Origin of the sequence: Janthinobacterium sp. FW305-129 (assembly GCF_020858115.1) — a bacterium.
In the GTDB taxonomy this organism is placed as follows: domain Bacteria; phylum Pseudomonadota; class Gammaproteobacteria; order Burkholderiales; family Burkholderiaceae_D; genus Janthinobacterium.
In genome coordinates this window covers 99,004-114,176 of sequence record NZ_JACYMM010000008.1, presented here as the reverse complement: position 1 = coordinate 114,176, position 15,173 = coordinate 99,004, and the positions used below count along the sequence as shown (strand labels likewise).

Annotated in this window: 8 protein-coding genes and 1 pseudogene; 7 read left to right on the top strand and 2 right to left on the bottom strand. The window is 61.8% G+C overall.

The genetic code is table 11. The annotated features are described in order from the left end of the window. Window positions 1–289: 289 nt before the first annotated feature. A complete protein-coding gene (gene egtD, locus IGS61_RS17395) occupies window positions 290–1,282 on the top strand; it encodes an L-histidine N(alpha)-methyltransferase (RefSeq protein WP_230540823.1) in 993 nt (330 codons plus the stop codon). A gap of 7 nt (window positions 1,283–1,289) precedes the next feature. Next, entirely contained in the window at window positions 1,290–2,534 is a 1,245-nt protein-coding gene (egtB, locus tag IGS61_RS17390; protein WP_230540822.1) for an ergothioneine biosynthesis protein EgtB, read from the top strand. A 23-nt stretch (window positions 2,535–2,557) separates the two neighbouring features. On the opposite strand, the gene IGS61_RS17385 is transcribed toward egtB, so the two are convergent. Together IGS61_RS17385 and leuA are read right to left on the bottom strand one after the other, a co-directional pair. Next, window positions 2,558–4,162: a methyl-accepting chemotaxis protein gene (locus IGS61_RS17385; RefSeq protein ID WP_230540821.1), complete on the bottom strand. Its 1,605-nt coding sequence runs from the start codon at window positions 4,160–4,162 to the stop codon at window positions 2,558–2,560. 168 nt (window positions 4,163–4,330) lie between these two features. Beyond that, complete coding sequence (gene leuA, locus IGS61_RS17380; protein ID WP_230540820.1) at window positions 4,331–6,037, bottom strand: 2-isopropylmalate synthase; 1,707 nt, start codon at window positions 6,035–6,037, stop codon at window positions 4,331–4,333. Between the two features lie 483 nt (window positions 6,038–6,520). Here leuA and tssF point away from each other — a divergent pair, with 483 nt between their 5' ends. The 5 genes and pseudogenes from tssF to IGS61_RS17355 form a co-directional block, all read left to right on the top strand. Then, entirely contained in the window at window positions 6,521–8,362 is a 1,842-nt protein-coding gene (gene tssF / locus IGS61_RS17375) for a type VI secretion system baseplate subunit TssF (protein ID WP_230540819.1), read from the top strand. Continuing rightward, window positions 8,326–9,357, top strand: a complete 1,032-nt coding sequence (gene tssG / locus IGS61_RS17370) for a type VI secretion system baseplate subunit TssG (RefSeq protein WP_230540818.1) — start codon at window positions 8,326–8,328, stop codon at window positions 9,355–9,357. Before tssF ends, tssG begins: the two co-directional genes overlap by 37 nt. 79 nt (window positions 9,358–9,436) lie before the next feature. Next, on the top strand, window positions 9,437–12,190 hold the full coding sequence (locus IGS61_RS17365; protein WP_230540817.1) for a type VI secretion system Vgr family protein: 2,754 nt from the start codon (window positions 9,437–9,439) through the stop codon (window positions 12,188–12,190). 40 nt (window positions 12,191–12,230) lie between these two features. After that, window positions 12,231–14,453, top strand: a complete 2,223-nt coding sequence (locus IGS61_RS17360; RefSeq protein WP_230540816.1) for a T6SS effector phospholipase Tle3 domain-containing protein — start codon at window positions 12,231–12,233, stop codon at window positions 14,451–14,453. A gap of 34 nt (window positions 14,454–14,487) precedes the next feature. After that, a pseudogene (locus tag IGS61_RS17355) lies at window positions 14,488–15,173 on the top strand (virulence factor); the annotation flags it as partial.

Here is a 15,173-nt window from a genome sequence, read left to right as displayed (position 1 = left end):
GAGGCACGCGGGGGAGAGGGGGGCCTGGGAACTGCAAGGGCGCGCGGATTGTTTGGCCGGCAATGTGTAGTATACGACAGCCTTATGCTTTTTGCTTGGCAATACCAATTTTATGTGCGCGCCGCGCGGTTGACCTTAAGTTACCTGCCGCACGGCTGGCTTGCGCGGATTCCGCTATGATGAGAAAAAGTCATCGGCAAAGGCGCCCGCAAGCGCTGCGGCAGGGGCGGCGCGTCCGGTGGCCGACCGTGCAAGCCCTTCGTGAACCCAACATTGACGACGCCAGCCCATGACCACGCCACCCGCGCAGCATCTGTCCGATTTGTATCCCGCTAGCAACGCCCGCGCGGCCAGCGCCACTCCTGCCACGATAGCCGAGATCAGCAGCGGCCTGCTGGCGCGCGCGGCCTGGACCTCGCCCAAGTACCTGTACGATGCGCTGGGCTCGAAACTCTTCGAAGCCATCTGCGCCTTGCCCGAGTACTATCCCACGCGCACGGAGGCGGCCATCTTCGCCCGCCACGGCGCCGAGATCGCGCACGCCGTGGGGCCGGGCAGCACCCTGATCGACCTGGGCGCGGGCAATTGCGCCAAGGCCGCCAGCCTGTTTCCCCTGCTGCACCCGGCGCAATACGTGGCCGTGGATATTTCCTACGATTTTCTCAGCGAATCGCTGAGCCGGCTGCAGCAGCGCTTTCCGCACATCGAGATGACGGGCCTGGGCCTGGATTTCTCCAGCCGCCTGGACTTGCCCGACAGCGTGCGCGAGGCGCGGCGCTTGTTCTTCTATCCCGGCTCGTCGATCGGCAATTTTGAGCCTGAGCAAGCGACTGCCTTCCTGCGCCGCCTGCGCGCGAATGCGGACGGCGATGGCGGCCTGCTGATCGGCGTCGACCTGATCAAGGATGACGCCGTCCTCGACGCGGCCTATGACGATGCGCTGGGCGTCACGGCCGCCTTTAATCTGAACATGCTGCGCCACGTGAACGGCTTGATCGGCGCCGACTTCGACGTGCGCGCCTGGCGGCACCATGGGTTTTTCAATGCCGATGAGCACCGCGTGGAAATGCACCTGGAGGCGCGCAGCGAACAGTTTGTCCATTGGCAAGGTGGCCAGCGCCGTTTCGCGAAAGGCGAACGCATCCATACCGAAGACAGCTATAAATACACGCGCCCGGCCTTCGTCGGCTTGCTGGAACAGGCAGGGTTTTCCACCGTGCAAGTCTGGACGGACCCGCAGCAGTGGTTTGCCGTCATTTATGCGCGCATCATCAGGGATTAAGAAAAAGATGCTGATCGATCATTACCATACAGTGCGCCAGCACTCGCTGCGGCTGGCCGAACCGCTGTCCGACGAGGATTGCGGCGCCCAGTCGATGCCGGACGCCAGTCCCGTCAAATGGCACCTCGCGCATACCACCTGGTTTTTTGAAACGTTTATTCTGGAGAGCATGGAAGCGGGGTTCGCGCCATTCCACCCCGCTTTCCGCGTGCTGTTCAACTCGTATTACAACGGCGTGGGCGAAAAGCACCCGCGCGCCCAGCGTGGCTTGCTGACGCGCCCCGGCATGGACGTCGTGCGTGCCTACCGGGCCAACGTCGATGCGCGCATTGCGCGCCTGCTGGCGGGCGAACTGGCGCGCGACGCGCGCGAACGGCTGACCATGCTGCTGGCGCTGGGCCTGGAACACGAGCAGCAGCACCAGGAATTGCTGTTGACGGATGTCAAGCACCTGCTGGCGCAGAGCGCCCTGTTTCCCGCTTACCTGGACAATGCGCTGGACGGCACGTTTGCGCCAGCGCAAGAACACGCGCAGCCCACGGCCTGGCTCGCCTTCGACGGCGGCCTGGCGCAGATCGGCCACGCGGGCGACGGTTTTTGCTTCGACAATGAATTGCCGCGCCACCCGCAATACGTGGCGCCGTTCGAACTGGCCAGCGCGCTCGTGACGAATGGCGAATTTCTCGCCTTCATCGAGGCGGGCGGCTACCGCACGGCGCATTGGTGGCTGGCCGAGGGCTGGGACTGGGTCCGCACGCAACAGCTGGCATGCCCGCTGTACTGGCAGCGCGATGACGCGGGGCACTGGCAGGAATTCACTTTATCCGGCTTGCGCCCGCTGGACCCGCAGGCGCCGGCCACGCATCTGTCGCTGTTCGAGGCCGATGCGTATGCGCACTGGGCCGGCGCGCGCCTGCCGACGGAAGCGGAGTGGGAAGTGGCGGCGCAGGGCGTCGACATGCAAGTGGGCCGGCTGCATCCGGCGGCCGGCGTGCCGGGAACAGGGTTGCGGCAGATGTTCGGCCACTGCTGGCAATGGACCAGCAGCAGCTACGCGCCGTATCCCGGCTACCGCACGGCGCCCGGGGCGCTGGGCGAATACAATGGCAAGTTCATGCTGAACCAGTACGTGCTGCGCGGCTCTTCGTGCGCCACGCCGGCCGGCCATGCGCGCGCCAGCTACCGCAATTTCTTTCCAGCAAGCGCGCGCTGGCAGTTTGCCGGCATCCGCCTGGCGCGCCAGGTGGAATAAAGGTGGAATAAAGGTGGAGTAACTTAGTGCAGGCGCGGGACGGCGGGCGCGTCAGGGCGGGGCGGCGCCTTGGCGACGGCGTTCTGTTCCAGCTTGAACTGGCTGACGAGGGTTTCCAGTTCGCCCGCCTGTTCATGCATGGCGGCGGCGGCTGCGGCTGCTTCCTCGACCAGGGCCGCATTCTGCTGCGTCGTCTGGTCCATCTGCATGATGGCGGCATTGATCTGCTCGATGCCTTCGCTTTGCTCGTGGTTGGCGACGCTGATTTCACCGACGATGGCGCTGACCCGGCCCACGCTGGCCACTACTTCATCCATTGTGGCGCCCGCCTGGCTGACCAGTTGCGCGCCCTGGCCCACGCGGTTGACGGAGTCGGCAATGAGTTCCTTGATTTCCTTGGCGGCCGCTGCCGAACGTTGCGCCAGGCTGCGCACTTCGGTGGCCACGACGGCAAAGCCGCGCCCCTGCTCGCCGGCCCTGGCCGCTTCCACGGCCGCATTGAGCGCCAGGATATTCGTCTGGAAAGCGATGCCGTCGATGACGGCGATGATGTCGACGATCTTGCGCGACGAGGCATTGATGGCGTCCATGGTGCCGATCACTTCCGCCATGGCCGTGCCGCCGCGCTGCGCGATGGCGGACGCCGAGCGGGCCAGGCTGTCGGCCTGGCGCGCATTGTCGCTGTTGCTGCGCACGGTGCCCGTCAGTTCGATCATCGACGAGGCCGTCTCTTCCAGCGCGCTCGCTTGCGCTTCCGTGCGGGCCGACAGGTCGGCATTGCCGCTGGCGATCTGGCTCGACGCCACGGCGATCGTGCCTGTGCCGCCGCGCACCTGGCCCACGAGGGTGGCCAGGTTGTGGTTCATGTCGTGCAGCGCGCGCAGCAGCTGGGCCATTTCATCGTTGCCCTCGGCCACGATCTTGCTGCTCAAGTCGCCTGCCGCAACGGCTTGCGCCACGCCAAGCGCATAGGCGACGGGCGTGGTGATCGAGCGCGTGACCCGCCATGCAAAGAGTATGCCCAGCAGCAAGGCGGCCGTGCCCAGGCTGGCCATCAGCACATTAGCGGCGGAAATATTCTGCTGGATTTGCTGGCCGCCATGCACGACCACGCCGCGCTGGATTTCATTCAGGCGGTTGACCGTCTTTTGCAACTGATTCAGGGCGGGCAGGGTGTCGTCGCGCACGTGTTTGGCCGCTTCCGCGCGCTGTCCCGCCACCAGCAGCTTGTCTGCCTGGCTGAACGAGACGACATAGGCCTTGCGCTGCTGTTTCAGCGTAGCCAGCAGTTCCTTGCCTTCCGGCAGCACGATCAGGCGGTCGAGGATGGCCAGCGCATCGGTGATGGTGGCCTTGTTGGCGTCGATTTCGCCGTGGATGGCGCTGGCGCGGGCCGGATCTTCATGGATGAACAGTTCCAGCACGAGCGCCGCGTTCGAGCGCGTGGTGCTGCGGATGGTGGCGATGGCGTCCGCCTTGGCCCAGTCTTTTTCGATGATGGCTTCGCTGAGCGCGCCGATCTTGTCCAGCCGGAACAGGCCCGTGCCCACCAGCACCGCCATCAGCAGCAGTACCACGCCAAAACCCGCGCCCAGGCGCGCGCCTATCTTCATGTCCGTCAATTTCATACTCATTCCCTCGGTAGCTAGAATCCTGTCCCCGGTGGTCTTATTATGAGTCGATTATACGGCGAGTGATACTTCTTTTGCAGCAACAATTGCCCTACGGAAATGAAAAAGCGGCACGTGGATCAAGCCATGCCGCTTTTTTTTCCTGTGCGAGAGGGAGCGTCGTTCTTAGGCGGCGCTGGCCGCCACGTCGGCCGCTGTTGTTTTTTCGGCGTCCGTCTGCTTGATGCGGCGGTTCACGGCCGACAGCACTGCCTTGAACGAGGCGGTGACGATATTGCTGTCGATGGCGGCGCCGAACAGGGTCGGGCCGTTGTCGAGGCGCAATTCCACATAGCAAGCCGCTTGCGCATTGGCGCCGGAGCCGATCGAGTGCTCATGGTAATCCATCAGCTTGATGTCGAGACCGAGCGCATTGACGAAGGCGTCGATGGGGCCGTTGCCGCCGCCTTGCAGGGCCAATGGCGTCTGGCGGTGCGACAGGCTGATGTCGATCTGCACGGACTCGTCGCTGCTGGTGTCTTCCACCATGCGGTGCGAAGCGTAGGCGTACGGCGCCGTTTGCTCCAGGTATTCCTTCTGGAAGATTTCGTGGATATCCTGCGCGGCGATTTCGCGCCCCGTGGCGTCGGCCACGGCTTGCACGGCGCGCGAGAATTCGATCTGCAGGCGGCGCGGCAAGACCAGGCCGTATTCCTGTTCCAGCAAATACGCCATGCCGCCCTTGCCGGACTGGCTGTTGACGCGGATCACGGCGTCGTAGCTGCGGCCCAGGTCGGCCGGGTCGATGGGCAGGTAGGGCACTTCCCAGATGCTGTCCGGTTGTTGCTTGGCAAAACCTTTCTTGATGGCATCTTGGTGCGAGCCGGAGAATGCCGTGAACACCAGGTCGCCCGCATACGGGTGGCGCGGGTGGACGGGCAACTGGTTGCATTCTTCCACGCACTTGCGCACGGTGTCGATGTCGGAAAAATCCAGGCCCGGGTGCACGCCTTGCGTGTACAAGTTCATCGCCAAAGTGACGAGGTCGACGTTGCCCGTGCGCTCGCCATTGCCGAACAAGCAGCCTTCGACGCGATCGGCGCCCGCCATCACGGCCAGCTCGGCCGAGGCGACGGCCGTGCCGCGGTCGTTATGCGGGTGCACGCTGATGATGATGGAATCGCGGCGCGCCAGCTTGCGCGACATCCATTCGATCTGGTCCGCATACACGTTCGGCGTGCTGCATTCCACAGTCGACGGCAGGTTGATGATCATCTTGTTGGCCGGCGTCGGCTTCCAGATGGCGCTGACGGCGTCGCAGATATGCTTGGAGAAATCGAGTTCCGTCGTCGAGAACGATTCCGGCGTGTATTCGAAGCCCCATTCCGTTTCCGGATGCTGGGCCACCAGCTGTTTTACCAGGGTGGTGCCGGTGGTGGCGATCTGCGTGATTTCTTCGCGCGACATGCCGAACACGACCTTGCGGAACACGGGCGCCACGGAGTTGTACAGGTGGACGATGGCGCGCTTGGCGCCGACGACGGATTCCACCGTGCGGCGGATCAATTCTTCGCGCGACTGGGTCAGCACGATGATGGTGACGTCGTCCGGGATGCGGCCTTCATCGACGAGCTTGCGCACGAAATCGAAATCCGTCTGCGATGCCGATGGAAAACCCACTTCGATTTCCTTCAGGCCGATGGCGATCAGCATCTCGAAGAACCGCAGCTTCTTTTCCGCGCTCATCGGCTCAATCAGGGACTGATTGCCGTCGCGCAAGTCTGTGCTCATCCAGATGGGCGGCTTGCTGATGATCTGGTTCGGCCATTGACGGTCGGTCAATTTGACTGGAGGAAAGGCGCGGTATTTGGAAGCTGGGTTTTGCAACATCATGATCGGGTACTCCTGAAGATAGGGGGAAATCAATGGTTGTGGCGCAAGCTTGCCGGGCGGCCACGCAACACTAGGCCAGGCAAGCGATCGGTAGCGGTAGCAGTGCGGCCGCGATGCCGGCAGGAGCGGTCGCAGCGGGGATTACGTGTACGTATGGGGATGGTGCAAACATCATCAAACCTTCCAGGGTTTTTGAAACACGCCGGCGTGTGGCCAGGCGAAGCAATGCGGCAAACTTATGCGCGTGCTAGTAGTAGTCGCGATAGCGACAGCAGGGAAGGGGAGGAATGTTTGAAGGAGGACATGCACTCAATGTAAGGGATGTCGGGCGGGGCTGTCAAGCATATTTCAGCCGGGAATGCTGCTGCTGCCATGCCGCAGGGCGACTTATTGTTCCTGCGCAACTTACTTTTCTATCATTGTTGAATAATACAGTTTCCGTATGGCGACGTTTGTCGCCCGTCCTGCATTGGAGTCGGCTGCATGGAATCCTTGCTGAAATACTATGAACTGGAACTGGGCATGCTGCGTACGCACCAGCAGGAATTTGCCGCCCGCTATCCTGGTGTCGCTGCCGCACTGGGTATCGTGGGCAGCAACTGCCACGATCCGCACATCGAACGCCTGATCGAGGCATACGCTCTGTGCAATGCCCGCACGGCCAAGAAGATCGATGATGCGCGCCATGTTTTCACCGAGTCCATGCTGGAAGTGAATTTTCCGCACTACCTGAGGCCGTTTCCAGCGTGTTCGATTGCCCATGTGGATGCCAGTGGAGCGCTTGGTCAGGCCCGTGACGGCATCGACACGCTGCCGCGCGGAACCTTGATGCATGCACCGCAATATCAGGGTGTCGTCTGCAAGTTTCGCACCGCCTATGATGTGGTGCTGGCGCCGCTCAGCCTCGCTGGCGCGCGTTTCGTTCCCATTCTTGATGTTACTGCGGCGATTCATTTGCCGTCCGACATATCGACCGCGATTGCCATCGATATCGTGTCCACATCGGCCACTGGCACGCTGGAGCAATTGACGTTGCCTGGCGTACGCGTCTTCATCGACGGCACGCCATCGCTGACGGCCACCTTGCGCGATGCCCTGTTTCTGCATGCCGCGTACGCCTGGATCGAGGCCGGAGGCGCGCAGTTGCCGCTGGCGCAAGTGCCGCTGCGTGCCGTCGGGTTTTTGCCGGAGGAAGCGCTGTTGCCGCGCAAGCCGGGTTCCCATCGTGCCTATTGCCTGCTGACCGAATACTTTGCCTTCCCTGAAAAATTCCAGTTCTTCGATATCGACCTTGGCTTGATCACACCGCTTTTGCCGCCTGGATGCCGGAATTGGACGCTGTATGTCGGCCTGCGGGACATGCCCGTCAGCAGCGCTGGCGCACGCCTGCTGCGTTCTGTATCGGCAAGTAATTTGTTGCTTGCCTGCACGCCAGTGATTAATCTGTTCCAGCAAGCGGCAGCGCCGATCAGGCTGACGCACATGCACAGCGAATATCCGTTGCTCGCCGAGCATAAATATGCGCACGCGTACGACATCCATAGTGTCGATGCCGTGCGTGTGGTACGGCAGGGCGCCGATGCCGGCATGGTGACACACTGCCAACCGTTTTATGCCATGCACCATGGGCAGGCTGGCGGAGCGAAGCGCCGTTACTGGGTGGCGCGGCGCGATGAAGCGCGGGCGCTCAGCCATCCCGGTTACGAAAGCAGCCTGGCGTTTGTCGACAGCGACGAGGACGATACCTATGACGGCCTGGCGACGGTATCGGTCGACCTGACGTGCAGCAATCGCGATTTACCGAGCGCATTGCCATTCGGCGTGCCCGGTGGCGATCTGCGGCACGAGGGGGCGGCTGGTGCGCTGCCGGTGCGCCTGTTGCGCCAGCCGAGTCCGGCGTATCGCTTTAAAGCCAACTTGCCTGCGCAAGCCCGTTTGCTGGCATTGTTGTCGTTGAATCATCAATCTTTGCTGGACGATGGTCTGGCGCTGTTTCAGGAAATGCTGGCGCTGCATGATTTGCCCGCTTCCTTGATGTCACAACGGCAAATTCAAGGCATCAAGGCGTTGACGCAGCGCGCCAGCAGCACCTGGATGCCCGACGCCAGTGGCGGCGTGCTGGTGTTTGGCATCGATGTCTTGCTGGCAGTGGATGAAGAGGCTTACGTCGGCAGTGGCCTGCATATCTTTGCGCAAGTGATCGAGCATGTGCTGGGCATGTATGTTCATGTCAACAGCTATTGCCGTTTGTTCTTGATTTCGCACAAGAGTGGGAAGGAGCTGCTGCGATGCCTGCCCCGCAATGGCCAGCAAGCACTGGCGTAATCGCGCTGCTGTCCGAGGCGCCATACCGTTTTGGTTTCTTTCAGACCGTGCGCTTGCTCGAACGCTGGCTATGCCGGCAGGGAGCGTGCGCCGATTCCGCATTGCACGATGGCCTGCGTTTCCATCAGAGCGTTGCGCTGGCCTTTCCTGCCTGTGAAATAGAGGCAGTGTGGCATGACGGCGAGCATGGCCGCCTGCACCTGCGGCCCAGTTTCATGGGCTTGCTGGGCGTGAACGGCACTTTGCCCCTGCACTATACGGAACGCCTGATTCGCCAGGAACGTGCCATGGGCGATGCCGGCGCGCGTGCTTTTCTCGATGCCCTGTCGCAACGCGCCCCCGTGCTGTTTTATCAGGCCTGGGCCGGCAGCCGGATCGAGTGCCAGGCCGACGCAAGCGGCCGCCCCGGCTTCCTGTCGTTGCAGCTGGCGCTGGCTGGCGCCTGGCCGTCGCGCCTGGCAAGTGCTGGCGCGCTGCCGCCGGAAGCGCTGGCTTACTACGCGGCGGCACTGCGGCACCGCCCCGTCAGCGCCGAATTGATGGCGGACGTGCTGGGCGACTATTTCGGCGTGCCCTTGCGCATCGAGTCCTTCGTCAGCACCTGGCACGTGCGCCCAGGCGATGAGCATTCCCTGCTCAACCTTGGCAATGTGAGTCTGGGGCAGGGTGCCATGCTGGGCGCACGCTGCCGGCGCCGGGACTTGCGCGTGCGCCTTTACCTGGGTCCTCTGACGCGGGCACAGTTTGACGATTTTCTTCCTGGAAATTCAGGCGCGCTGGCCTTGAAAAGCATGTTGAGCCTGTTTGGCATGCCTTCCATGCAATACGAAATCCGTCTGATCCTGCGCACTGCGGATGTGCACGGCAGCAGCCTGACGGACAGGATGGGGCAAGGCGCAGCTTGCCTGGGGCAGGCAGCGCGTCTGCTGGCGGGAGAGGCAAGCAGCGATTGCGACGCCATGCACTATGACCTCCGGTTTCCCGGCGCCGCTTGATGTGCCGCAATTGGCCGCCGGTAAATGCATGAATACTGATGAGCTTGGGGCGATGCCTATCGGCATTGAGGGAGATGGAATGGATAGCGCGGACGAATTCATGCAATTCATGCTGGCGGACAAGGAATTGAACTCCAGCAACCGGCCATTGCGCCTGCGGCTGGCGTATGCGGACGGCATCAACGACGATGTGCTGTTGCCGCAGCGGGTAGATGGCCGCGAAGCCATTTGTGCTGGCCTCGAGTACAGCATAGGTTGCGTCTCGCTTGACGCGCATTTGCCGCTCAAGCAGTTCATCGGTGTGCCGGCCGAGTTGCAGATTGTCACCGATACGGGGCAATTGCGCAGCGTGTGCGGCATCGTCGCGCAGGCATCGGCCGGACTGAGCGATGGCGGCCTCGCCACTTACCGGCTGGTGCTGCACGATGCGCTGACCTTGATGGAAAAGCGCCGCAATACGCGGGTTTTTCGTGCCAAGACGGAGCTGGAGATCGTCGAATTACTGATTGCCGAATGGCGGCTGGGCAACAGCATCATCGGTGCCACGTTCGCTTGCAAAATCGATCAGGCCCTGGCCGGTCGTCACTTTCCGGCGCGCGAGCTGACCATGCAGCACAATGAATCCGATGCCGCATTCATCCGGCGCCTGCTGCGGCGGCGCGGCATTTCCTGGGTCATCCAGCCTGGCGCCGCACAACATGGGGCATCCGACGCCATGCCCTCGCACGTTTTGTTGCTGTTCGACGACGCCAGCCGCCTGCCGGAGAATGTGGCGCCGGTCATCCGCTACCACCGGGCGGATGGCACTGAAGAGAGCGATACCATCACGGCCTGGGGCGCCGTACGCACTTTGCAGGCAGGCAGCACGGGGCGCCATAGCTGGGATTATGCGGCGCCGCGCAACCGCCAGTTCATGCAAACGGATGCGGGCGCGATGGCGGACCAGGGTGCCAGCGGCAATAGCCTGGCAACCAGCCTCGACGACTATTTTGTGGCGACGCCGCACCTGGGCAACGATGCAGAAGATTTTCGCCAGCTGGGTTTGCTGGCGATGGCGCGCCATGACGTGGAAACCAAGTGTTTTCATGGCGAGGGCGTGGTGCGCTCGCTGTGCGCCGGCCAGCAGTTCAGCCTGGAAGGTCATCCGGAGATCGACCGGCACCGGCCGGATGGCCGGCGTTTCCTGGTCACGGCATTGGAGGTGCATGCCAGCAACAATCTGCCGCAAACCCTGGATGCGCGCCTCGCGCGCCTGTTCGCCTCCAATGGCTGGCAGGCGCAAGGAACATCCTGGCTGCACGGCGAGACGGGGCCGGAAACGCCGCGTTATCGCATGCGCTTCAGTTGCGTCCGCTCCAGCGTGGTGCTGGTGCCCGCCTTCGATCCGCAACGCGATGTGCCCCAGCCGCAACTGCAAAGCGCCATCGTCGTCGGACCTGCCGGTGAAGAAGTGCATTGCGACGAACAGGGGCGCATCAAGGTGCGTTTCCCTGCCACCCGCGCCGCAGACCATGCGCACGCGCAAGGTTCCGGTGCCTCGGATACGGAGCGCGACACAGCCTGGCTGCGCGTCGTCGGCAATTGGGCTGGCGACGGACAGGGCAGCGCGCACCAGTGCGGCACCTTGGCGTTGCCGCGAGTCGGGTCGGAAGTGCTGATCGGATTTTTGGCGGGCGACCCTGACCGGCCGATTGTCCTGGGGCAGTTGTTCAATACCGTGGCGCCGCCGCCGGCCCTCAGCAAGCGCGGCGCGCTGCCGGGCAACCGTTACCTGGCGGGCATGCGCAGCCGCGAAGTGCGTGGTCAGGGCGGCAATCAGCTGCGTTTCGACGATACGCCGCGGCAGATCAGCGCCCAGTTGGCCAGCGATCACGCCGCCACCGAGCTGAACCTGGGATTCCTCGTCGAGCCGCGCGCCGGCGGCGCTGGCCGGCAGCGCGGCGACGGATTCGAATTGCGCAGCGATCATGGCGGCGCCGTGCGTAGCGGCAAGGCGCTGCTGCTGTCGGCCTGGCAGCGGCTCGACGCCACAGGCGGCCAGTTATCCGCCGAGGAGCATGTGGCCCTGATGCAGGAGTGCCTGGACCTGTTCAAATCGCTGGGCGAGTACGCTGGCGCGCACCAGGCGCTGCCGGTCGACGCAGCGCCCGCCGCAGCCTTGAAGGAGGCGGTAGCGGGTGCGGTGGCGCCTGCGGCCAGCCTGACGGCGCCTGCGGGGCTGGCGCTGAGCAGCCCGAAGACCATCGTCAGCTACGCCGGCGTGAATGTCGATACGGTGGCGCAGCAGCATGTACACGTGATCGCGGGCCAGCGCTGCAGCATACAGGCTGGCGACGGCGTTTCCGTGTTTGCCCACAAGGGCGGCATCACCCAGATCGCGCACCATGGCAAATTTCTCATGCAGAGCCAGTTTGACGAGATGCAGCTGAACGCCGCCAAGGCCCTGAAATTGACGGCGAATACCCGCCTGATCGGCATGGCGCAGGATGAAATCACGTTCATGACGGCCGGGGGCGCCTATCTGAAACTGGCGGGCGGCAGCGTGGAACTGGGCGGCCCGGGTGCGCTGACCATCAAGACCGACGGCCATCACTGGAATGGCCCGGCCAGCAGCAAGGCTGAACTGCCGAGCTTTGACGAGGGCGACCTGGGCCGCATGCCGCAGGTGCTTTCCGGCCTCGACGGCAGTCCCGTCAGTGGCGTCAAAATCGTCGTCGAGCGCGAAGATGGTTCGCAGCAAGTGGTCGATGCCGACAGCGAAGGCAAGGGGGCCGCCATCGTGGGCGACAGCCTGGAAAAACTCAAGGTGCGTATTTTCAGGCCGCGCGACTGAGCGTGGATAGTGCGTTGTCCATCATTCACGGGAGTCAAGCATGAGCGTGCACAAGCCCAAGGCGGGTTCCTTGCCCTTTGATGAAAGCAAATACCTGCAGATAGGCGAAAAAGACGGCTTGCTGCGCTTCGACCATGACACGCTGCCGATTACCACGCGCCTGCCCTTGCCAGGCATCATGATCTTCGTGCATGGCGTCAATTCCGATGGCGAATGGTATGACGAGGCGGAAACCGGTTTGTGCGCGGGATTGAATGCGCGCCTGCACCGGCGCGTACACGATGCCGGGCGTGGCGCCCAGGAAGGCATCGCCATGACGCCGGCCCGCTATCTGAAACAGCTGACGCGCGACGGTTTCATTAACCCGCTGATGAAACCCAGAACCTTCATGGAAGGCGATGGCTATTCGCCCGTGATCCGCTTTCGCTGGGGTTACGCAGCCAATGATATCGAGTTGCAGACGTATGGCGACGGCATATTCCTGAACGAACAGAATTACTGGGGCGGCGGACCGTTCGCCAATGGCTGCACTTCGCTGCCGGACTTGTGGGGCGAAGGCCTGTCGGACCAGTTGTTCCTGTGGATGCAGATCCAGCACATGAACCCGACCAATGACCGGCAGGTGTATGCCTGCCCGCCGCGCCCGTACTTCGTGCTGGCCGCTTACCGCCTGGCCCGGTTGATCGAGGCCATCCGGCAAAAACAGGCCGACGTGCCGATCACCATCGTCTGCCATAGCCAGGGCAATATGGTCAGCATGGCGGCGGCCTTCTTGGGCGAACGCCTGCCCAAGGTGGCTGATTCCCAAGGCAGGCTGTGGCCTTGTATTGCCGACAATTATGTGTTGTGCAATCCACCCTACAGCGTGGTGGAAGACAATATGGCGGAGAACTGGACGTCGTCGAATCTGAAGGCGGCCGATGGCAGCACGGGCCGCCAGACGGCCGCGGCGCGCATCGACACGCTGGCGGCCTTTTTTGCCCTCATCGGCGAGCGGCGCGCCGCACAATGGCCAGCCGGGAAAATCGACCAGTCCATGAGCAGCGCGCACCACCCATTCAAGGCGCAGCACGATATTGACAGTTATGGCGTACGGGGCGCGACCGTGGGACGCGTGACCCTGTATTGCAATCCGCACGACCAGGTGATCTCGTCCCTGACGGTGCAAGGCATCGGCTGGCGCGGCCTGGCCGGCCCAGTGCTGGACAAGAATGGCCTGCCAAAGAAAGACCGCCAGGGCAAGCTCGACCCCGGCGAAATCGCCAGGGCAGGCGGCGAGGGAATATTTACCCAGCGCGTGTTTGCCGAGGGTTTTCCCGTCGGCGTAAAAGGCGCGTACGACTACTGGGGTGATCACCGTCCTGCCATTGATTTTGGCAGCGACCATTTCTGGAATCCGCCTTCCATGATTTCCACCTATAGCGTGGAAAAGGGGGTGGAAGCGCAAGAGAACTGGCTGTTCAAGATACTCACCGTGGCGTTTGCGCCCATCGCCATCGTGGCCACCACCTTGATGCGCAAGCGTATCAATGCCTCGCCCGACAAGTACTGGAAAATCCCGCTGGAAGCGCCCGACCTGCCAGAGACCTTCTTCCCGCAGGCGAAGTTGTTTGGCGCTATCTGCCCCAGTTTCGACATGGGACTGCATCCGCATGGCTGGAATCGCAACAAGGATGCCGCCCATCCGGCGGGCGACCCGTTCCATGGCGAGCGCGAGCTGTCGATACCGCGCGGCGGCCTGCATGGCGAAAAACAGCGCACCGATGCCGCGCGCGGCAACGAGGAGAGCGAAGCGGCGCTGCAATACGAATACCACGCCTCCCTGCGCATGATGGCCAAGCGCGAAGGCAAGGTCGGGAAAGACAAACACGTCACGGAAGAAGACCGTCCCGAGACGGCGAGTGCGCAATACACGGCATGGCGCCATCGGAAAATCCAGGCGGGCCTGGCTGGCAATGTGGGCACCTATGCCACCGATCACTCCACCATCCTGACCAACAGCGAGCACTCCAGAAAGGCGCTGGCGTATGACGTGGCCGTGGGCTGTTGCCATTTGTTGGAAACGGATTTGCGGGAGTTGAGGACGATGGCGGATTGGCGGTTTCTTGATGATCTTGGAGGCCCTGAGCATATAAATATGTCTATTGAATATTTTTACGAAGGCAAAGTGAATGGAGCCGCGCCTTCGAAGTGGGTAAGAAAATCAGTAGACGGCGTAATGCCAAAAAAAATAAGTGATTTACGTGAAAATAATGTACCTTAATTTTTATTTTTAAATATATGCATGGGAGGGGAGAGTGGCTAAGAATTTTATATTTACTTCTGTCGCGGCGATCATGGCGACGGTAGGACTATCGTCATGCGTACTCAAATCGGAACCAATTATCGATAAAAGCAAAAATGGTACTGCTGATGTTGGCGTGCCTTTTACTGCCCAAGTAGTTGGGGTGCAATGGTTGAATCCGCTTCATAGACAAGATTATCCTACTGAATGGCAGTTATTGTGGACTATGGGAAAAGTTCGTCCAAATAAAAAAGACGACATGGTAGAGTTGTACCCAGCTATTTTTTCGAATGTAAGATCCGTTGCAGGGATAGCATCTTCGAACGATGGGAGAATTAATTTTAGTGATTTCCATATTAAATACGCTAGGCAAATAATAACAAAATTCCATGGTATGTATTTTTCAAATCCAACCTATTTTTATAACGCCCACGACGTAAAAAACAAAAAAGGCTGGAATGAACTGGCGGGTATCCATGTTGAGTACGCTTTGCCTGCAGAACGGTTTGATCCCCTTCTCGCCGGGGATGACTTGCGCAAGCAAATTACAAGTACTTTTTCCATCGGCAACCCGAACTTCCCCAACTCCTGGACCAAGTCCACGCCACCCGACGTGCGCGTGACGGCCGGCGGCGCGAATGCAGGCTTTGTGTCTCTGGCGGCTGCCCTCGACTATCTGCAGGCGCATCCGAAGGAAAC